Origin of the sequence: Bradyrhizobium sp. HKCCYLRH1030 (genome assembly GCF_051168395.1) — a bacterium.
Classification (GTDB): Bacteria; Pseudomonadota; Alphaproteobacteria; order Rhizobiales; family Xanthobacteraceae; genus Bradyrhizobium.
In genome coordinates this window covers 126117-143716 of sequence record NZ_JBNPUY010000010.1, presented here as the reverse complement: position 1 = coordinate 143716, position 17600 = coordinate 126117, and the positions used below count along the sequence as shown (strand labels likewise).

Here is a 17600-nt window from a genome sequence, read left to right as displayed (position 1 = left end):
CCGGCCATGACGGAGAGAACAATGCTCAAGGAAACGTCCGACTACGACCAGCTCACTCGCGACTTCCGGTGGGACATCCCGGCGCAGTTCAACATCGCGGTCGCGACCTGCGATCGCCACGCCGACGGCTCGGGGCGCCTGGCGCTGATCGTCGTCGAGGAGGACGGCGCCGCGCGGCGTGTCTCATTCGATGCGCTGCGCGACTCCTCCTGCCGCTTCGCCAACGTATTGAAGGCCGATGGTCTCGCGCAGGGCGACCGCGTCGCGGTGTTCCTGTCGCAGTCGCTGGAGCTGCCGATCGTCCATCTGGCGGCGTTCCGCGCCGGTCTCGTCTCGGTGCCGCTGTTCACGCTGTTCGGCGAGGACGCGCTGCAATTCCGGCTGCAGAATTCCGGCGCCAAGGTCGTCGTCACCGACGCCACGGGCCTTGCGAAGCTTGCGCGCATTCGCGACCACCTGCCGGAGCTCAAGACGATCTATGTCACTGAGGGCGACGGCCTCGGCGCCCGAGCCTTCTGGCCGACGCTGGAGCGCGCCTCGGATCAATTCCCGACCGTCGCCACGTCGAGCGACGACCCTGCCATCATCATCTACACCTCGGGTACGACCGGAAATCCCAAGGGCGCGCTGCACGCCCATCGCGTACTGCTCGGCCACCTGCCCAATGTCGAGATGGTGCACGGCTTCCTGCCGAAGCCCGGCGACGTCATGTGGACGCCGGCGGATTGGGCATGGATCGGTGGCCTGTTCGATGTGCTGTTTCCCGCATGGTATCACGCGATCCCGGTGATTGGTTATCGCGCCAGGAAATTCGAGCCGCAGGCCGCAATGCAACTGATGGCGGACTACGCCGTCCGCAACGTGTTCTTGCCTCCGACCGCGCTGAAGTTGATGCGCCAGGCCAATGTCAAGCACGAGGGCGTCAAGCTGCGCAGCATCCTCACTGGCGGCGAGTCGCTCGGCGCCGAGCTGCTCGACTGGGTGCGCGCGACCTTCGGCATCGATGCGCACGAGATCTACGGCCAGACCGAATGCAATCTCGTCGTCGGCAACAATGCGAGGCTGTTTCCGATCCGGCCGGGCTCGATGGGCAAGGCGACGCCGGGCTTCGAGGTGCTGATCGTCAACGCCAAGGGCGAGGAGCTGCCGCGCGGCGAGAGGGGCATCATCGGCGTGCGTCAGCCCAATCCCTGCACCATGATCGAATATTGGCGCAATCCGGAGGCGACGCGGAAGAAGTTCGCGGGTGACGTGCTGCTGACCGGTGATCTCGGCACCCAGGATGACGACGGCTATTTCTGGTATGCGAGCCGCGAGGACGATGTCATCACGTCGGCCGGCTATCGCATCGGCCCGGCGGAGATCGAGGACACGCTGCTCAAGCATCCGGCAGTCGCGCTGGCGGCCGTCGTCGGCATTCCCGACCCTGTGCGCACCGAGGCCATCAAGGCGTGGATCGTGCTGCGCCCCGGCTTCGTTGCGAATGACACGCTGTCGCGGGAGATCCAGGACTTCATCAAAGTGAAGCTCGCCGCGCACGAATACCCCCGCCACGTTGAATTCACCGACACCCTGCCGATGACGGCGACCGGCAAGGTGCTGAGGCGGGAGTTGCGGGCGCGGGGGTAGGGGGCTCCCGTTCGTGGGTGCCCAATGGTGCGCCTGGCTCCCTCGCCTCGCTGGCAGTCCCGCGCGGCACGACGGATGGCGACAGACGAGTGCAAAACTGCATCGTCATATGTGATCGCTCCGCCCCTCTGCCCACAAGTTGAAATTGAAATCCCCGCCCTCCCGCTGTTAGCATCACGGCAACAACAACATTCAGGAGGGACCGCCGATGACCGCATCCGTCTCGGGACGATCCGATCCCGTGGTGCGCCGCATCACCACGGCCGATATTGCCGAAGCCTTGACGCAAGGCCTCCGCGATTTTCAGGCTCAGCCCATGTTCGGCCTTGCTTTCGGGCTGATCTATGTACTCGGCGGCATCAGCATCGTGCTGTGCGTCACCGCCTTCGGGATGGTCTACTTGGCCTATCCGCTGGCCGCAGGGTTTGCGCTGATCGGCCCGTTCGTCGCGATCGGTCTCTACGAGGTCAGCCGCCGCCGCGAACTCGGCCAGCCGATTTCCTATGGCGGGATCTGGCGCACGATCACTTCGCGCGGCGAGATCGGCTGGATGGCGTTCGTGACGCTATTTTTCTTCATCATCTGGATGTACCAGGTGCGCCTCCTGATCGCGCTGCTGCTCGGGCTCAATGCCTCGTTCTCCAGCATCAAGGAGTTCATGACCGTGGTGCTGACGACCAACGAGGGTCTGCTCTTCCTCGCGATCGGCAATCTCGACGGCGCCGCTCTATCGCTGGTGCTGTTCTCGCTCACGGTCGTGTCGTTTCCGCTGCTGCTGGAGCGCGACGTCGATTTCGTGACGGCGATGATCACCAGCGTGCGCGCGGTCGTGACGAGTCCCGGCCCGATGATCGGCTGGGCCGCCGTCATCACCGTGCTGCTGATCATTTCGGCATTACCGTACTTCCTCGGGCTGCTGGTCACTGTGCCGGTGCTGGGCCATGCGACCTGGCATCTGTACCGCCGGATCGTAGCTCCGGCATAAGGCAAGGGCGAGCCGCGACGTAGGTTCGATGGCGCATGGACGCCGTCGAACGGGCTCGTTTCGAAACGCGGCTCGCCGGTGGTCCGGCCGGCCCCAATGTCGGAGGAGGATGATGCCGGACAACATCGCGTTGTTTGCCACGATCGTCTTGTTGCTGCCGATGTTCTATCTGCTGCTGGCCGCGCCGGCCTTTCTGCTGGTGCGGCTCGACATCGTGCCGGTCACCCGGCTCCTGCGCGGCATGTTCGACTCCTACTTCGTGGCGCTTTCGATCGCTGGCGGCATCGGCGCGCTCGCCGTGCTGGCCGACGGCCGCCCCGTTCTGGGGCTGGGCATTGGGCTGATCGCGGCGTTCGCGCTGCTCTCGCGCCGCTGGTTTCTGCGGCAGATGGACGCGCGTATCCGCGACAGGGATTCTGGCGATGCGACGGCCCTGCGTCGGCTGCGTTGGTTACATTGGGGTGGCATGCTGAGCAATGCGGTCCAGGTCGGCGCCGTCCTCGCCAGCATCCCACAGATCGCCGCGGTGTCGTAGCAGGCCTTGTCGTTTAAGGTACTGCAATCCCCATCGCCTTCAGGGCCGCCAGCATGCGCGTCGGCGGCGTCATCTTCACCGCGAGCGGCTTGCCCGTCTCGAGCACGCTCTTGAGGCTCGACAGGATGGCCGGCCAGCCCTGGCGTCCGCCAGACAGGATGTCGTCGGAGAGCGGCCGCTCATGCGCTTCAGTCATCGTGAGACGGACGGCGTCGCCGGCCGGTTCGATCTCATAGGTCACGAGCGTGCGGCCCAGTGCCTCGACGAGGCCGGGCCAGTTGACGTCCCAGGTGACGGTCAGCCGGTGCGGCGGCTCGCAGACGATCACCTGGCCGCTGATGTGTTCGGAGCCGTCCGGCGCGCGCACGATGAAGGCGCCGCCCGCCCTCAGTTCGGCTTCCACGGCGAAGCCGAAGAAATATTGCCGGCTGAACTCGGCGGAGGTCAGCGCCTGCCACACCTTCTCAGGGCTGGCGGCGATGTAGATCGTGTAGACGGTGGCGGGCTTGAACTTTGCAAGATCCATCGCTCAGACTCCCTTGCCGAGCGCTGACATCGGGATCACCAGCGCCGTTCCGGTCTCAAGCAGACTTTTTAGGCCGGACATGATCGCGGGCCAGCCGTTGGAAACCGCATCGAGCAATCTCCGTGCCCCTTCGAAGCCTTCATGCGTCAGGGTCAGCTTGACGGAGTTGCCGTGCTGTTCGATCGCGAACACGACCTTGGTCGGCTGCTCGTTGCGAAACTCGTCTTTCAGGACGTGCTGGAAGGTGTAGGAGAGCCGGCGTGGCGGATCGAACTCCAGAATCTGGCCGACATCCGTCGCCATCCCGTCGGTCACCAGCGTGAACGGCGAGCCGACGCGCCAGTCGGAATGCAGTTCGGTGCCGAACCAGTAGCGCTTTGCGAATTCGTTTGATGTCAGCGCTTCCCACAATTTCTCGGGCGTCGTCGCGATATACGTGACGTAGACGAATTCGGGCTTACTCATCGCGCTCCTCCAATTGCCGCTTCAACTCGCTGAGCGCGGCGAGCTTGCCGCGCTCGAATTTCCTGATCCAGCGCTCCCCGATGTGATGGATCGGCACCGGATTGAGATAGTGCAGCTTCTCGCGGCCATGCCGGATCGTCGCGACCAGATTGGCCGCTTCCAGAATGGCAAGGTGCTTGGTCACGGCCTGTCGCGTCATCGCGAGGCCGTCGCAGAGTTCGGTCAGGGTTTGCCCGTTCCGCGCGTGGAGCCTGTCGAGCAGGGCGCGTCGTGAGCCGTCCGCAAGCGCCTTGAAGACATCATCCATGTGAGAAAGAATAGGCAACCAAATGGTTGCGTGTCAAGAACGCTGCGCTGTGGATCGCGCGAGGACAAGCGGGCTTTCCTCTGCAGACATGTCGTGCATTAGTGAGCGCCTCATTCGCATCGAGGCGCCTCATGTCCCTGCAAGTCTATCTCGCCTTCGTCGCCGCCTGTATCGGGCTGGCGCTGCTGCCGGGTCCCGTCGTGACGCTGCTGATCGCCAACGGTCTGCGCCACGGGACCCGCGCCGCGCTCATCAATATCGCCGGCGTGCAGACCGGGCTGGCGATCGCGATCGGCATCGTCGCCGTCGGCCTGACGTCGCTGATGGCCACGATGGGCTATTGGTTCGAATGGGTGCGGCTGGTCGGTGCGGCCTATCTGGTGTGGCTCGGAATTCAGCTCATCCGCTCGCCGATCGAGGGGATCTCTGCGGGCGAGGCGCCGCCACCGCCGCCGCGCGGCGGCTTTTTCCTGCAGGGGCTGCTGGTGCTGCTCTCAAACCCGAAGGTGATGGTGTTCTTCGGCGCGTTCCTGCCGCAGTTCATGGACATGAGCCGGGATCACGTGCCGCAGGTCGGTTTGCTCGGCGTCACTTTCATGGTGATCGCGGGTCTCACCGACGCGATCTATGCGCTGCTCGCGGGCCGTGCGCGAAAACTGTTCTCGGCCAGGCGGACGCGGCTGGTGTCGCGCATCTCCGGCGGCTTCATGATCGGCGGCGGCGTGTGGCTGGCGCTGACCCGGGCACGGTGAGCACGCGTTCGGCCCCGCGGCCGCATCGCCGTCTGCTGACGCGCGCTACAGGCTGATCGTCCCCTTCACCACCGGCGCGACGTCGCCGCCGATCCAGATCGTGTCGCCGTCCTGCGCGACATGGACGCGGCCGGCGCGACCGAGCACGGTGCCCTGGGAGGCGACATATTGCTTCGGAGCAATTCCGGCTCCGATCAGCCATTGCGCCAGACTTGCATTGAGGCTGCCCGTCACCGGGTCCTCGCCGCCGCCCCACATGAAGCCGCGGACCTCGTAGTCGGCATCTGTGCCATCTTGCGCCCGATCCCATGGCGCAACAACGCCGATCGGCTGTTGCGGCAGCGACGCCGGATTGTAGCGGATGTCGAGCAGCGCGCGGCGCGAGTCGATCAGCACGCCGATCCAGCCCGGGCCGTTGTCGATCCACTGCACGGCGCGCATCGTGCTCGTTGGGATGCCGAGCGCTGCTGCGATCCTGCTCGTCAGCTCGGCATCGACGGCGCCGGAGCGGCGGAGGGGCGGGGCGGCGAAGGCGAGGCGATCTCCGTCACGCTTGATGCGCACGAGGCCCGCGCCGCATTCCTGCACCACATGCTCGCCCTTTGGCCGGCCGCCGAGCGCGAGCCATACGTGGCATGAGCCGAGCGTCGGATGGCCCGCAAAAGGCAGTTCGCGCTGCGGGGTGAAGATGCGCACGCGATAATCAGCGCCCGGATTCTGAGCGCGTGACAGGAAGGTCGTCTCGGACAGATTGGTCCAGTTGGCGATCGCCTGCATCGCTGCATCGTCGAGGCCGTCGGCCTCGGCGATCACGGCGAGCGGGTTGCCTTTGAAGGCGACCTTGGAGAACACGTCGACTTGATGGAACGGAAGCGCGAGCATTGCGGTGCCCTCCTCGATGTCGGCGTCAGTCGCGCCAGAACGGCTTGTTGGCCTCTTCCTGCACGACCACGGGATCAAGGCCGCAGTCGCGCATCTGCTCGCGATCGAGCATCGCCAGTTCGGACCGCCAGAACAGGCGCCGCAGCCAGAGTTGCGGGACCTGGAGCAAATTGCTCTTTCCGTGGGCAACCTGCGGAGTTGCCCAACGCTGCGCCAGGGAATATGCCATGAGTCACCTATCGCTCTTCAATTGCGTTGTTCGAAGAGCAATCGCGCAGTACATATCTCGGTGCAATCGAAACATTGCTCTCGGTGCAATATAGCATGAATGCTTCGTATACGGCCCTGGTGGACGACATTGCCGAGGACATCGCCAACGGCAGGCTGAAGGCCGGCGACCGGCTGCCGCCGCAGCGTCAGTTCGCCTATGAACGGGGAATTGCCGCATCCACGGCAGCGCGCGTCTATGCCGAATTATTGCGCAGGGGTCTGGTCGTGGGCGAGGTCGGGCGCGGCACCTTCGTCGCGGGAGAGGCGGTACCGGTACCACCCTCGCTGCGGCTGGAGCCGTTCGATGGCCGCATCGATCTCGAGTTCAATTTCCCGACCCTGCCGGATCAGGCGGCCCTGATCGCGAAGTCGCTTGCCGCATGGCAGCGGCCGGAGAAGCTGGCGCCGGTGCTGGCGCCGATCACGCAGCGGCGGCTGGCCGAGGCCGGGCGCACCGCCGCGGCCTTCTTCGCCAGCGAGCGCTGGCGCCCGCGCGCGGAGAACTTCGTCTTCGCCGGCAGTGGTCGGCAGTCGCTGGCTGCGGCGATCTCGGCGCTGGTGCCGGTCGGTGGCCGGCTCGGCGTCGAGGCCGTCACCTATCCGATGATCAAGGGCATCGCGGCGCGGCTGGGCGTGACCCTGGTGCCGCTCGCGATGGACGGCGAGGGCGTCCGCCCGGATGCCCTGACCAAGGCGCACCGCGCGAGCGCGCTCAACGCGATCTACATCCAGCCGGTGATGCAGAATCCGCTCGGCCTGACGATGAGCGAGGCGAGGCGCGAGGAGATCGTGCGTCTGGTGCGCAAGCACGAGCTGATGATCATCGAGGACCTCGTCTACGGCTTCCTCAGCGATCAGGTCTCGCTGGCGACGCAGGCCGAGGAGCGTGTCGTCGTGGTCGACAGCCTTGCCAAGCGGCTCGCGCCGGGGATTGCGGTCGGTTTTCTCTACGTGCCGGGAAGCATGCGCGAAAAATTCGCCGCCACGGTGCGCACCGGGGCCTGGTCGGTGACGTCGCTGGCGCTGGCCGCCGGCATGGGGCTGCTCGCCGACGGCACGGCGGCCGAGATCACCAGGCGCAAGCGGGCCGACGCGCTGGTGCGGCAGGCGATCGTCGCCGAGTGCCTCGCCGGCCATCACATCGAGGCCGATCCGCGCTCCTACCATGTCTGGCTGCATCTGCCGGAGGGCTGGCGCGCCGAAGCCTTGACCGCCGCGGCCGCGCGCGCCGGCATCGCGATCACGCCGGCGAGCGCGTTTGCGGTGGCGCACGGCCATTCACCGAACGCGGTGCGGCTCGCGCTCGGCCTGCCGAGCCATGACGATCTGCGCACGGCGCTGTGGCGGCTCGCGGGCCTGCTCGCCCATCACGACGCCTCCGACATGACGGAGTAGCGGGCTAAGCGAGACCCTTGCTGCGCAGCTCGACCTCGATCTCGCCGAGAATGCGGATCAGCCGCTCGGCCCAGCGCTGCTGGTCCTCGGGCTCGGCGATTTCGTTCTGACGAATCTCGATGCCGGAATTGATCAGCCCGCGCGCCTCGCCATGCACGGGGATGGTGTAGTCGGTGCCGTCGCCGACCGCATAGGGCTGATTGTCGCCCACCACGAGATCGGGCTCGGCCCGCAACGCCCTCAACAGCAGCGGCGGCAGCACACGGTCGTGCTGATACAGCGTGCCAATGTGCCAGGGCCGCGCGATGCCCGCATAGACCGGCGTGAAGCTGTGCAGCGAGACGAGGATGGTCGGCCGCCCCGCGGCCTTGCGCGCATCGAGCACCTCGGTGATGCGGTCGTGATAGGGATCGAAGATCGCGCGGCGCCGGAGCTCGGCGTCCTCATGCGTCAGACCCTCATTGCCGGGGATCGTGGTGCGCTCGCTGATCATCGGAATCGCGTTCGGCGCCTTCGGCGAGCGGTTGCAGTCGATCACCAGCCGCGAATAGCGCTGCGCGATCAGATGCGCATCGAGCGCCCGCGATACGGCCTCCGCGACGCCGGCGATACCGATGTCCCAGGCGATGTGCCGCTCCAGTTCGCTTTCGGGCAGGCCGAGATCGCCGAGTGCGCGCGGCAGCAGGCGGCCATAGTGATCGCACGTGAAGAACAAGGCCGACGCCCCATCGGCGTTGCGCTCGAGCACGGGTGGAACTTCGTCTGGCTGGAGGAGTCGATGAGTGTTGCTCGTGCCGGACACGGTCATGCTGCCTCCCGTTGCTTCATGAAGCGGCAGACCGATCTCGGATTGGGCAGACGGATGAGGATTGGGCCGGCGGACATCATGATGGTCGCCCAAACGATGCTGATTCTGGCGATCATTCACAAGACAGAAGTTCGCAATGGGCCTACGGTCCGGGCTGGATGAGGCTGGCGCATCGTGCCGCTCGAACGGGGCGAAGGAGCCTTCATGCTGATCAAGGTTGGATTTGAGATCGCCTATGCGGCTCCGGCGGCAACGCCGATGGTGATCATGCTGTCGATCCATCCGTCGCGCTTTCCCGACATCGTCGGCACCGAGACGATCACGACCGAGCCCAAGGTGCCGATCAAATTCTACAACGACAGCTTCGGCAATCTCTGTGGACGGCTGGTGGCGCCGGCCGGCGGGGTCACCTTCCACGGCAGCGCCATCGTCCGCGACAGCGGGCGGCCGGACGCGATCGATCCCGGCGCCCAGCAACTGTCGATCGAGCAGCTGCCCGATGAGCTTCTGCTGTATCTGATGCCGAGCCGCTATTGCGAGACCGACAAGCTGGCCGAGGTCGCCTGGTCGTTGTTCGGCAGCGCGCCGGCGGGATGGGCGCGCGTGCAGGCGATCTGCGACTTCGTGCACAGCCACGTCACGTTCGGCTATGAGCACGCCCACGCCATGAAGTCGGCGCACGACGTCTATCAGCAGCGCGCCGGCGTCTGCCGCGACTTCGCCCACCTCGCGCTGACCTTCTGCCGCTGCACGGGCATTCCGGCTCGCTATTGCACCGGTTATCTCGGCGACATCGGCGTGCCGCCGGACCCTGTCCCGATGGATTTCTCGGGCTGGTTCGAGGTCTATCTCTCGGGCCGGTGGTACACGTTCGATGCCCGCCACAACGTGCCGCGCATCGGTCGCATCCTGATGGCGACCGGACGGGACGCCGCCGACGTCGCGCTGTCGACCTCGTTCGGCCTGATGACCCTGACCAAATTCCACGTCGTCAGCGATGAGATCGCGGCCGCCTGAGCAGAGAAAGGCGCGGCCGGCCGCCGCTTCGCATCATCGGCGATCGCCGCTATAGACGGGCCATGACCACCGATCTCCTGTTCGTCTACGGCACGCTGATGCGCGGCTTCGACCATCCGATGGCGCGGCTGTTGTCGGCCAATGCCGATTTTGTCGCCGAGGCAAGCTGCCGTGGCCGGTTGTACCGCATCCAGCATTATCCCGGCCTGGTCCTGTCCGATGACGCGGCCGATCTCGTCCATGGCGAACTGTTCCGGCTGCGCCAGCCCGAGCCGATGCTGCGCGAGTTCGACATGTACGAGGCCTGCGGCGAGGGCTTCGCCGCGCCCACCGAATATCTGCGCCGGTGCCTCGCAGTGACGCTGGCCGACGGCGCGGCCCGCGAGGCCTGGACCTACGTGTACAACTGGCCCGTGGACGAGGTCGCCCGCATCGCCTCGGGACGGTTTTTGGCGCCCTAAGTCTCTCCGCGCCGTCATTCCGGGACATCGCGCAGCGATGGGCCCGGAATCCATAACCACAAACGGTGCGAGGACACGCAGTGGCGCGGCCGTCCCGCCTCACGACTGGTCGTGGTTATGGATTCCGGGCTCGCCCTGCGGGCGCCCCGGAATGACGAGAGGAGAGGGCCGTGCCTGTGAATAGCCCGGACAAGCCGGAGGAAGTTCACATTTCGTACACGGGTGCCTATATGCCTAGGCCACCACCACAGGACCACCAGCCCGCTCATGGCCCGCTTCACGCCGGAATTTCTCGATGAGCTGCGCGCCCGGCTTCCGGTCTCGGACGTCGTCGGCAAGCGCGTGAAGCTCAAGAAGGCCGGGCGCGAGTGGAAGGGGCTGTCGCCGTTCCAGCAGGAGAAGACGCCGTCCTTCTACGTCAACGACCAGAAGGGTTTTTATCACGACTTCTCGTCCGGCAAGCACGGCAACATCTTCGACTTCGTGATGGAGACAGAGGGCTGCAGCTTCCCCGAGGCTGTGGAGAGGCTCGCGGGAATCGCCGGCCTGGCGCTGCCCGCGGTCACGCCCGACGCGGCGCGCCAGGAGCGGCAGCGCAAGACGCTGTACGACGTGATGGAGCTGGCGGCGAAGTTCTTTTCTGACACGCTGGCGTCCCGTCATGGCGCGCGCGCCCGCGGCTATCTTGCCGATCGCGCGATCCTGCCGCAGACGCAGCTCCAATTCCGGCTTGGCTACGCGCCGCCGGATCGGTTCGGCTTGAAGGAATATCTCGGCGCCCAGGGCGTGCCGGTGGCCGACATGGTCGAGGCGGGATTGCTGGTCGGCGGCGACGACATTCCCGTGCCGTATGACCGCTTCCGCGACCGCGTGATGTTCCCGATCACCGATCTCCGCGGACGCGTCATCGCCTTCGGCGGTCGCGCGCTGCAGAAGGACGTGCCGGCGAAATACCTGAACTCGCCGGAGACGCCGCTCTTCCACAAGGGCGACAACCTCTACAATCTCGCCAGCGCCCGTCAGGCCGCCCATAACGGCGCGCCGATGATCGTGGTCGAGGGCTATGTCGACGTCATTGCGCTGGTCGCGGCCGGCTTTGCCGGCGCCGTGGCGCCGCTCGGCACCGCGCTGACCGAGAGCCAGCTTTCGCTGATTTGGAAGATGGTCGACGAGCCGATCCTCTGCTTCGATGGCGACCGCGCCGGCCAGAAGGCGGCCTATCGTGCCGCAGACCTTGCTTTGCCGCATCTCAAGCCTGGCAAGAGCCTGCGCTTCGCGCTCTTGCCCGAGGGACAGGATCCCGACGATCTCGTCCGCTCCGGCGGTCGCGGCGCGGTCGAGGAGGTGCTCAAAATCGCAAAACCCCTCGCCGAGGTGATCTGGTCGCGCGAGATCGAGGGCGGCAGCTTCAACACCCCGGAGCGCCGTGCCGCGCTGGAGGCGCGGATCGGCCAGCTCACCGGCGGCATCACCGACGAGGTGGTACGGCGCTACTACAAGCAGGATCTCGGCGACCGGCTGTACCGGGCGTTCGCCCCGGACGGCGGCCGAGGGTTTGGCCGCGGCTTCGGTGCCGAATCAGGACGGCGTTTTGCTCCCCGCAGTCCCGGTTCCGGACAGCCTGGTCGGTTATCCACAGGAGGCGGCCGCCGCGGCGGACCGCCATCCACAGGCCAGGCCATGGCCCGCGGCCCCTACCAGGCGGCGAGCCCCCAGCTCGCCATGAGCCCGATCATGCGCGGCCAGCGCTCGGCGATCTCGCGCCGGGAGGCCCTGATCCTGCAGTGCCTGATCAACCACCCCTGGCTCCTGCACGACCACCTGGAGGAGGTCGCCGCGCTGGAGCTGGCCCATCCCGAGGCGCACAAGCTCCGCGCCGCCATCATCGCCGCCTTCGCCCACGACCACCACCATTCGCCGGATCCGGACGAGCAGGCCGAGAAGATGCGGGTCGATCTGGAGAAGGCAGGCTTTTCCGAGCTTCTTCAACGGGTTGAGCGCGCGATCACGACGGCGGCAGTGTGGGCGACCAAGTCGGGCGCGGCGCGCGATGACGTTCTTGCGACCTGGCATCAGCTGGTTGCCTTGCATCGGCAATGGCACTCCTTACTTAGGGAATTGAAGGATGCCGAGCTGGCGCTGGGCGAGGAGCCGAGCGAGCCGAACATGGGCTGGTTGAGGGACGTGAAGGCCAGGATGGCCGAGATGGACGGCACCGAAGCGCTGATCGAAGGCTTCGGGGAACTGTCCGGACGCACCAACCGCAACGTGTAGACGGGACGCCCGGCGCCCTGTCGCCAGTTGAGCACATTTCGGCCCGGTCCGCCCGCGCGGTATCAGGTCCGCGCGAAAAGACTCGCCAAATCCATGGTTTGGCTGCAAAAACAGGGTTAATCGAAGTTTAAGAGGTCCGGGGCATTTTCTGCGGCAGATGGGTTGGTTTCGCTGTCGGACACCGCGCCTGCATGTCGGGCGCCGGATTCGATTGCAAAACCGGTATCGCTTTTGCAAGAAACGCGCGCCGGTCCGAAAACGGGACGACACCAGCGTAGGACGAAACGAGCGACGGGCTTCAGGGGGTGGCGACGTTAAAAGTGCGCCGCCCTTTCCGCGTCGAGAACAGTTTGAGTAGAGCAGGCGGGCGCCGCGATGCCAAGGGCTACGATGCCACGGGCGGAGCGGGCGCGTTTCGGGAGCAATGAATGGCCACGAAGGCAAAGACGCTGCAGGTGAAGGACAAGGAAAAGGACGACAAGGCCGCGGACGCTCCCGAGAAGGACGCCGCCGATGCGCCGTCGCCGTTGCTCGACCTGTCGGACGCCGCCGTCAAGAAGATGATCAAGCAGGCCAAGAAGCGCGGCTTCGTGACCTTTGATCAGCTCAACGAGGTCCTGCCTTCCGACACTACCTCGCCGGAACAGATCGAAGACATCATGTCGATGCTCTCCGACATGGGCATCAACGTGACCGAGGCCGAGGAGGCCGACGAGTCCGACGAGAAGGACGACGGCGAGGACGAGACCGACAACGAGCTTGTCGAGATCACCCAGAAGGCCGTCACCGAGGTCAAGAAGTCGGAGCCCGGCGAGCGCACCGACGATCCCGTGCGCATGTATCTGCGCGAGATGGGCACCGTCGAGCTGCTGTCGCGCGAGGGTGAAATCGCCATCGCCAAGCGCATCGAGGCCGGCCGCGAGGCGATGATCGCGGGCCTCTGCGAAAGCCCGCTGACGTTTCAGGCCATCATCATCTGGCGCGACGAGCTCAACGAAGGCAAGATCTTCCTTCGCGACATCATCGATCTCGAAGCCACCTATGCCGGCCCTGAGGCCAAGGGCGGCATGAATCCGCAGATCGCCGCGCCGGTGAATGGCGAGGGCGCTGCGGCCGAGGGCGGCGAGGTCCAGGCCGCGGTCGCGCCGCCGGCCGCCCCGCAGCAGCCGACGCCGTTCCGCGCCGCGCCGAACGGCGCGCCCGCCGAGGAGAAGGATCCCGGCGAGGCGGCGGCCGAAGCCGACATGGACGACGACGAGTTCGAGAACCAGATGTCGCTCGCCGCCATCGAGGCCGAGCTGAAGCCGAAGGTGGTCGAGACCTTCGACAAGATCGCGTCCGAGTACAAGAAGCTGCGACGCCTGCAGGAGCAGGACATCGCCAACCAGCTGCAGAGCGAGTCGCTGTCGCCCTCGCAGGAGCGCAAGTACAAGAAGCTCAAGGACGAGATCATCGTCGAGGTGAAGTCGCTGCGCCTCAACCAGGCCCGCATCGACTCCCTGGTCGAGCAGCTCTACGACATCAACAAGAAGCTGGTCTCGTTCGAGAGCCGGCTGATGCGCTTGGCCGACTCCCACGGCGTCGCGCGCGAGGACTTCCTGCGCAACTACCAGGGTTCGGAGCTCGACCCGCGCTGGCTCAACCGCGTCTCCAAGCTCTCCGCAAAGGGCTGGAAGAACTTCGTCCATTACGAGAAGGACCGCATCAAGGACCTGCGCCAGGAGGTGCAGGCCATGGCCGCGCTCACCGGTCTGGAGATCGGCGAGTTCCGCAAGATCGTGCACTCGGTGCAGAAGGGCGAGCGCGAGGCCCGTCAGGCCAAGAAGGAGATGGTGGAAGCCAACCTCCGTCTCGTGATCTCGATCGCCAAGAAGTACACCAACCGCGGCCTGCAGTTCCTCGACCTGATCCAGGAAGGCAACATCGGCCTGATGAAGGCGGTGGACAAGTTCGAGTATCGCCGCGGCTACAAGTTCTCGACCTACGCCACCTGGTGGATCCGGCAGGCGATCACGCGCTCGATCGCCGACCAGGCCCGCACCATCCGCATCCCCGTGCACATGATCGAGACGATCAACAAGATCGTCCGCACCTCGCGCCAGATGCTGAACGAGATCGGCCGCGAGCCGACCCCGGAGGAGCTCGCCGAGAAGCTCGGCATGCCCTTGGAGAAGGTGCGCAAGGTCCTCAAGATCGCGAAGGAGCCGCTCTCGCTCGAAACCCCCGTGGGTGACGAGGAGGACTCTCATCTCGGCGATTTCATCGAGGACAAGAACGCGATCCTGCCGATCGACGCCGCCATCCAGTCCAACCTGCGCGAGACGACGACCCGCGTGCTCGCCTCGCTCACCCCGCGCGAAGAGCGTGTGCTGCGCATGCGCTTCGGCATCGGCATGAACACCGACCACACGCTGGAAGAAGTCGGCCAGCAGTTCTCGGTGACCAGAGAGCGCATTCGTCAGATCGAGGCAAAGGCGCTGCGGAAGCTGAAGCATCCGAGCCGGTCGCGGAAGCTGCGGAGCTTCTTGGATAACTAATTCGGCCACCGATTGGTCGTCATTGCCGGGCTTGACCCGGCAATCCATCGAGACATCAACGGCGGGCCGAAAGGCCCGTCTTTTTGTTTGTTCTGCTCATGGTTCCAGCGCACGAAAGAAGAGCTTCCGATGTCCTCGACTCTGTTCGCGAGCATGCGCCTGCTCGACAAACTCGGCCTTCACTTCTTCATTGAACGAACGCGCCCCGATACGATCCGCCTGTCGGTGACGTTGGTAGGCGAGCGGCTCGAGATCGATGTGTTCGAAGATGGCCATCTCGAATTCAGCCGCTTCCGCGGCGACGAGAGTGTAGAGGGCGGCTACGAAGAGCTGATGCTCTTTTTGCAGTCTCAAGGGGAGTGAGCATGCGCATCCAATCATCGCTGGACGCGGTGCCTGCGTAGTTCGTGTTGCATGCTCCGGTTGTCCGTCATTGCGAGCGAAGCGAAGCAATCCAGAGCTGCGCGTACGATTCTGGATTGCTTCGCTCGCAATGACGAGGGGCGGCGCTGAGGTGTCCGGGTTAGCCGACACGACCTCTTGTCCGCAAATGTCCGTGTCCTTGCTGCAAGAGGCCGAACTTTGCGCAGACGGCGTTGGGCGATCGGCTGCTAGGAATTGGCGCCTCACCGGACGCCTATCCCATGCATGACGACGAGTTCTCATCGGCCGCAGCGCACGACAGCGCCGCCGCGATCTGGGCGCCGCTGCGCCCCTTCATCGCCGCCGAGGCGCGTCTCGCCGCGCGGGCGGCGCAGCAGCCCTGGACTGCAGCCCTCTACGAAATCCTCCGCTTCGGCGTGAAGCAGGCTTGGGCCTGCCTGTTCGGCGGCATCGCGGTGGCGCTGATGCTGCTGACGTGGCGGTTCTATCCGGCGAACGCGCCGCTCGCGCGCTACGATTTTCTCTTCCTCTGCATGCTCGGCGTCCAAGCCGCATTGCTCGCTGCGCGTCTGGAGACATTCGAGGAGGCGAAGATCATCCTGATCTATCACCTCGTCGGCACCGCGATGGAGCTGTTCAAGACCGCGACCGGCTCGTGGATCTATCCCGAGCCAAGCCTCATCAAGCTCGGCGGCGTACCGCTGTTCTCCGGCTTCATGTATTCCTGCATCGGCAGCTATCTCTGCCGCGTCTGGCGGCTGTTCGACTTCCGCTTCACCGGCCACCCCTCACGGCGCTGGCTGATCGGCTTGAGCGCGGCCATCTACCTCAACTTCTTCACCGACCATTACGGGATCGATCTGCGGGTCGTGCTGTTCGGCTGGGCGGCGCTGCTGTTCGCACCGGCGACCGTTCACTTCAAGGTCTGGCGCGTGCACCGGTCGATGCCGCTGCTGCTCGGGCTGGTCCTGGTGTCGCTGTTCATCTGGCTGTCGGAGAACATCGGCACCTTCACGCGGGTCTGGCTCTATCCGCAGCAGGCCCATGGCTGGGCCATGGTGTCGCCGGCCAAGCTCGGCTCGTGGTTTCTGCTGCTGATCATCAGCTACACGCTGGTCAGCCTGATCAACCGACCGAGGGCGATGGAGCAGGGCAGGGCGGTGAGGCCGGCCGCCGTCGAGCCGGAGCGAGAGGCGGCGTGACGGTCGGATGTGGGTCGAGATATCTCCGCGTCGTGCGCGGGCTTGTCCCGCCTGCGCGGCCGAAGCCGCTTCGTCGCGGCGAAGGCCCGCCCATCCACGTCATTGCGACGTCAACGACGCGGATGGCCGGGACAAGCCCGGCCATGACGCGTAACCCATGATGAGGTCGTTCGTGGTACGCAGTTGATCGTGGGCACGCGGCCGCCTGGCGGCGGTCGCTTTGCCCACCCTACGGCAGCTCGGCCGGCCTACTTCTTCTTCGCCCCAACGCGCTCGAGCGACTTGATCTGAAGTGGCGGGCGGCCGGATTTTTCGGCGATCTCGCGGTCCTGCTCCATGATGAAGCCGCGCGCGGGCTCGTCGCCGTCGAGGCCGCCGAGCAGCTCGGCCGGGACGCGCCGGTTGGAGCGCTGCGAGCCGTCCTCGTAGGTCACGTTGAAGAAGGCGAATTCGCCTTTGGGATTGGAGCCGGGTTTTTTCGCCATGGATGGCGCTTTACGGCGGCGGGACCGGTCCGGTCAATGCCAGAAAATGCTTATCCGCTGCCCGAATTTGACTTTTTCGTCATATGGTTTTCGCCGAATCGGCAGGGCGGCCGGAGCGATCACGGACCGGCCGGCGGGGTCCCGAAACACCTCGATTTTGCCGGATGAAAGTGCGTTCATCGTGGACGTCTCACCCCGCCGCGAATGCAGCCCATGTCGATGCCCCAACTCACCATCTGGTACAACACGCGCTGCCCGGTCTGTGACGCCGGCATCGACTGGCAGCGCAACAAGCTGCTGGCGCTGGTCAAGTCGGGGCGGGTCGCGTTCAAGGACATCAACGAGCAGCCCGACGCGCTGGCCGCATTCGGCGCCGATGTCGACGCCGTCCGCCGCCGCCTGCACGCGACCGACGAGGACGGCGAGCTGATCACCGGCGCCGACGTGGCGCTGCTGCTGTGGGCGCTGACGCCGGGCGAGGGCTGGCTGGCGACCCTGTTCGGCAACCGCCTGGTGCGGCCGCTGACGCGGTTCGGCTATGACCGGTTTGCCGATGTGCTGTTCGCCTGGAACAAGCGGAGGGGGCATTGGTGAGCGAGAGCTGCCGCTTGAGCCAAGGCTTCGGCCGCTGGCGCGGTCGACTCCCCTCCCCGCAAGGGGGAGGGGAGCGCACCGAGCGCGTGGTA

The 17600-nt window shown here is 65.7% G+C and carries 19 protein-coding genes; 12 read left to right on the top strand and 7 right to left on the bottom strand.

Annotated features, from left to right (window positions below):
- Positions 1-21 precede the first annotated feature (21 nt).
- The 3 genes from ACQR1E_RS26590 (at position 22) to ACQR1E_RS26580 (ending at position 3149) form a co-directional block, all read left to right on the top strand.
- Complete coding sequence (locus ACQR1E_RS26590; protein WP_434897773.1) at positions 22-1629, top strand: acyl-CoA synthetase; 1608 nt, start codon at positions 22-24, stop codon at positions 1627-1629.
- A gap of 208 nt (positions 1630-1837) precedes the next feature.
- Positions 1838-2614, top strand: a complete 777-nt coding sequence (locus ACQR1E_RS26585; RefSeq protein WP_315717506.1) for a DUF2189 domain-containing protein — start codon at positions 1838-1840, stop codon at positions 2612-2614.
- Between the two features lie 112 nt (positions 2615-2726).
- Entirely contained in the window at positions 2727-3149 is a 423-nt protein-coding gene (locus ACQR1E_RS26580; protein WP_315826724.1) for a hypothetical protein, read from the top strand.
- Positions 3150-3162: 13 nt separating this feature from the next.
- Here the strand turns inward: ACQR1E_RS26580 and ACQR1E_RS26575 are convergent, their stop codons facing one another.
- The 3 genes from ACQR1E_RS26575 to ACQR1E_RS26565 are packed head-to-tail and all read right to left on the bottom strand — an operon-like array spanning position 3163 to position 4447.
- Positions 3163-3675 carry an SRPBCC family protein gene (locus tag ACQR1E_RS26575; RefSeq protein WP_315717504.1) on the bottom strand — a complete coding sequence of 171 codons (513 nt, stop codon included), beginning with the start codon at positions 3673-3675 and terminating at the stop codon, positions 3163-3165.
- A 3-nt stretch (positions 3676-3678) separates the two neighbouring features.
- Positions 3679-4140 (bottom strand): SRPBCC family protein, encoded by a 462-nt coding sequence (locus ACQR1E_RS26570; RefSeq protein WP_316171518.1) that lies wholly within the window; start codon positions 4138-4140, stop codon positions 3679-3681.
- Positions 4133-4447: an ArsR/SmtB family transcription factor gene (locus ACQR1E_RS26565; protein ID WP_315754598.1), complete on the bottom strand. Its 315-nt coding sequence runs from the start codon at positions 4445-4447 to the stop codon at positions 4133-4135. Before ACQR1E_RS26565 ends, ACQR1E_RS26570 begins: the two co-directional genes overlap by 8 nt.
- Positions 4448-4578: 131 nt before the next feature.
- On the opposite strand from ACQR1E_RS26565, the gene ACQR1E_RS26560 reads away from it, so the two are divergent.
- Positions 4579-5199, top strand: a complete 621-nt coding sequence (locus ACQR1E_RS26560; RefSeq protein ID WP_316171520.1) for a LysE family translocator — start codon at positions 4579-4581, stop codon at positions 5197-5199.
- A 45-nt stretch (positions 5200-5244) separates the two neighbouring features.
- Here the strand turns inward: ACQR1E_RS26560 and ACQR1E_RS26555 are convergent, their stop codons facing one another.
- Positions 5245-6081 carry a PhzF family phenazine biosynthesis protein gene (locus tag ACQR1E_RS26555; RefSeq protein ID WP_316171522.1) on the bottom strand — a complete coding sequence of 279 codons (837 nt, stop codon included), beginning with the start codon at positions 6079-6081 and terminating at the stop codon, positions 5245-5247.
- A 25-nt stretch (positions 6082-6106) separates the two neighbouring features.
- Positions 6107-6250 carry a hypothetical protein gene (locus ACQR1E_RS26550; protein ID WP_315717499.1) on the bottom strand — a complete coding sequence of 48 codons (144 nt, stop codon included), beginning with the start codon at positions 6248-6250 and terminating at the stop codon, positions 6107-6109.
- An 86-nt stretch (positions 6251-6336) separates the two neighbouring features.
- Here ACQR1E_RS26550 and ACQR1E_RS26545 point away from each other — a divergent pair, with 86 nt between their 5' ends.
- Positions 6337-7746, top strand: coding sequence for a PLP-dependent aminotransferase family protein (locus ACQR1E_RS26545; RefSeq protein WP_315754592.1), 1410 nt, complete (start codon positions 6337-6339; stop codon positions 7744-7746).
- 4 nt (positions 7747-7750) lie between these two features.
- Here ACQR1E_RS26545 and ACQR1E_RS26540 read toward each other — a convergent pair whose 3' ends face one another.
- Positions 7751-8554 (bottom strand): N-formylglutamate amidohydrolase, encoded by an 804-nt coding sequence (locus ACQR1E_RS26540; protein WP_315810603.1) that lies wholly within the window; start codon positions 8552-8554, stop codon positions 7751-7753.
- 204 nt (positions 8555-8758) lie between these two features.
- Here ACQR1E_RS26540 and ACQR1E_RS26535 point away from each other — a divergent pair, with 204 nt between their 5' ends.
- From ACQR1E_RS26535 to ACQR1E_RS26510, 6 genes are all read left to right on the top strand, one after another.
- On the top strand, positions 8759-9571 hold the full coding sequence (locus ACQR1E_RS26535) for a transglutaminase-like domain-containing protein (protein WP_316171526.1): 813 nt from the start codon (positions 8759-8761) through the stop codon (positions 9569-9571).
- 62 nt (positions 9572-9633) lie between these two features.
- Positions 9634-10032: a gamma-glutamylcyclotransferase family protein gene (locus tag ACQR1E_RS26530; RefSeq protein WP_316171528.1), complete on the top strand. Its 399-nt coding sequence runs from the start codon at positions 9634-9636 to the stop codon at positions 10030-10032.
- Positions 10033-10299: 267 nt separating this feature from the next.
- Positions 10300-12306, top strand: a complete 2007-nt coding sequence (dnaG, locus tag ACQR1E_RS26525; protein WP_434841629.1) for a DNA primase — start codon at positions 10300-10302, stop codon at positions 12304-12306.
- 428 nt (positions 12307-12734) lie between these two features.
- Positions 12735-14843 (top strand): RNA polymerase sigma factor RpoD, encoded by a 2109-nt coding sequence (gene rpoD, locus ACQR1E_RS26520; RefSeq protein ID WP_315717492.1) that lies wholly within the window; start codon positions 12735-12737, stop codon positions 14841-14843.
- Between the two features lie 12 nt (positions 14844-14855).
- On the top strand, positions 14856-15206 hold the full coding sequence (locus ACQR1E_RS26515; RefSeq protein ID WP_315754583.1) for a hypothetical protein: 351 nt from the start codon (positions 14856-14858) through the stop codon (positions 15204-15206).
- 281 nt (positions 15207-15487) lie between these two features.
- Complete coding sequence (locus tag ACQR1E_RS26510; protein WP_316171532.1) at positions 15488-16429, top strand: DUF817 domain-containing protein; 942 nt, start codon at positions 15488-15490, stop codon at positions 16427-16429.
- A gap of 248 nt (positions 16430-16677) precedes the next feature.
- Here the strand turns inward: ACQR1E_RS26510 and ACQR1E_RS26505 are convergent, their stop codons facing one another.
- Positions 16678-16914, bottom strand: coding sequence for a hypothetical protein (locus ACQR1E_RS26505; RefSeq protein ID WP_315716474.1), 237 nt, complete (start codon positions 16912-16914; stop codon positions 16678-16680).
- A 219-nt stretch (positions 16915-17133) separates the two neighbouring features.
- Between ACQR1E_RS26505 and ACQR1E_RS26500 the strand changes: the two genes are divergently transcribed.
- A complete protein-coding gene (locus tag ACQR1E_RS26500) occupies positions 17134-17508 on the top strand; it encodes a thiol-disulfide oxidoreductase DCC family protein (RefSeq protein WP_315716704.1) in 375 nt (124 codons plus the stop codon).
- The last annotated feature ends 92 nt before the right edge of the window (positions 17509-17600 follow it).

What these genes read in the sequence shown, in the direction of transcription:
- ACQR1E_RS26590 (WP_434897773.1), top strand. Translation starts at nt 22, where the DNA reads ATGCTCAAGGAAACGTCCGACTACGACCAGCTCACTCGCGACTTCCGG.
- ACQR1E_RS26585 (WP_315717506.1), top strand. Translation starts at nt 1,838, where the DNA reads ATGACCGCATCCGTCTCGGGACGATCCGATCCCGTGGTGCGCCGCATC.
- ACQR1E_RS26580 (WP_315826724.1), top strand. Translation starts at nt 2,727, where the DNA reads ATGCCGGACAACATCGCGTTGTTTGCCACGATCGTCTTGTTGCTGCCG.
- ACQR1E_RS26575 (WP_315717504.1), bottom strand. Translation starts at nt 3,675, where the DNA reads ATGGATCTTGCAAAGTTCAAGCCCGCCACCGTCTACACGATCTACATC.
- ACQR1E_RS26570 (WP_316171518.1), bottom strand. Translation starts at nt 4,140, where the DNA reads ATGAGTAAGCCCGAATTCGTCTACGTCACGTATATCGCGACGACGCCC.
- ACQR1E_RS26565 (WP_315754598.1), bottom strand. Translation starts at nt 4,447, where the DNA reads ATGGATGATGTCTTCAAGGCGCTTGCGGACGGCTCACGACGCGCCCTG.
- ACQR1E_RS26560 (WP_316171520.1), top strand. Translation starts at nt 4,579, where the DNA reads ATGTCCCTGCAAGTCTATCTCGCCTTCGTCGCCGCCTGTATCGGGCTG.
- ACQR1E_RS26555 (WP_316171522.1), bottom strand. Translation starts at nt 6,081, where the DNA reads ATGCTCGCGCTTCCGTTCCATCAAGTCGACGTGTTCTCCAAGGTCGCC.
- ACQR1E_RS26540 (WP_315810603.1), bottom strand. Translation starts at nt 8,554, where the DNA reads ATGACCGTGTCCGGCACGAGCAACACTCATCGACTCCTCCAGCCAGAC.
- ACQR1E_RS26535 (WP_316171526.1), top strand. Translation starts at nt 8,759, where the DNA reads ATGCTGATCAAGGTTGGATTTGAGATCGCCTATGCGGCTCCGGCGGCA.
- ACQR1E_RS26530 (WP_316171528.1), top strand. Translation starts at nt 9,634, where the DNA reads ATGACCACCGATCTCCTGTTCGTCTACGGCACGCTGATGCGCGGCTTC.
- dnaG (WP_434841629.1), top strand. Translation starts at nt 10,300, where the DNA reads ATGGCCCGCTTCACGCCGGAATTTCTCGATGAGCTGCGCGCCCGGCTT.
- rpoD (WP_315717492.1), top strand. Translation starts at nt 12,735, where the DNA reads ATGGCCACGAAGGCAAAGACGCTGCAGGTGAAGGACAAGGAAAAGGAC.
- ACQR1E_RS26510 (WP_316171532.1), top strand. Translation starts at nt 15,488, where the DNA reads ATGCATGACGACGAGTTCTCATCGGCCGCAGCGCACGACAGCGCCGCC.
- ACQR1E_RS26505 (WP_315716474.1), bottom strand. Translation starts at nt 16,914, where the DNA reads ATGGCGAAAAAACCCGGCTCCAATCCCAAAGGCGAATTCGCCTTCTTC.
- ACQR1E_RS26500 (WP_315716704.1), top strand. Translation starts at nt 17,134, where the DNA reads ATGCCCCAACTCACCATCTGGTACAACACGCGCTGCCCGGTCTGTGAC.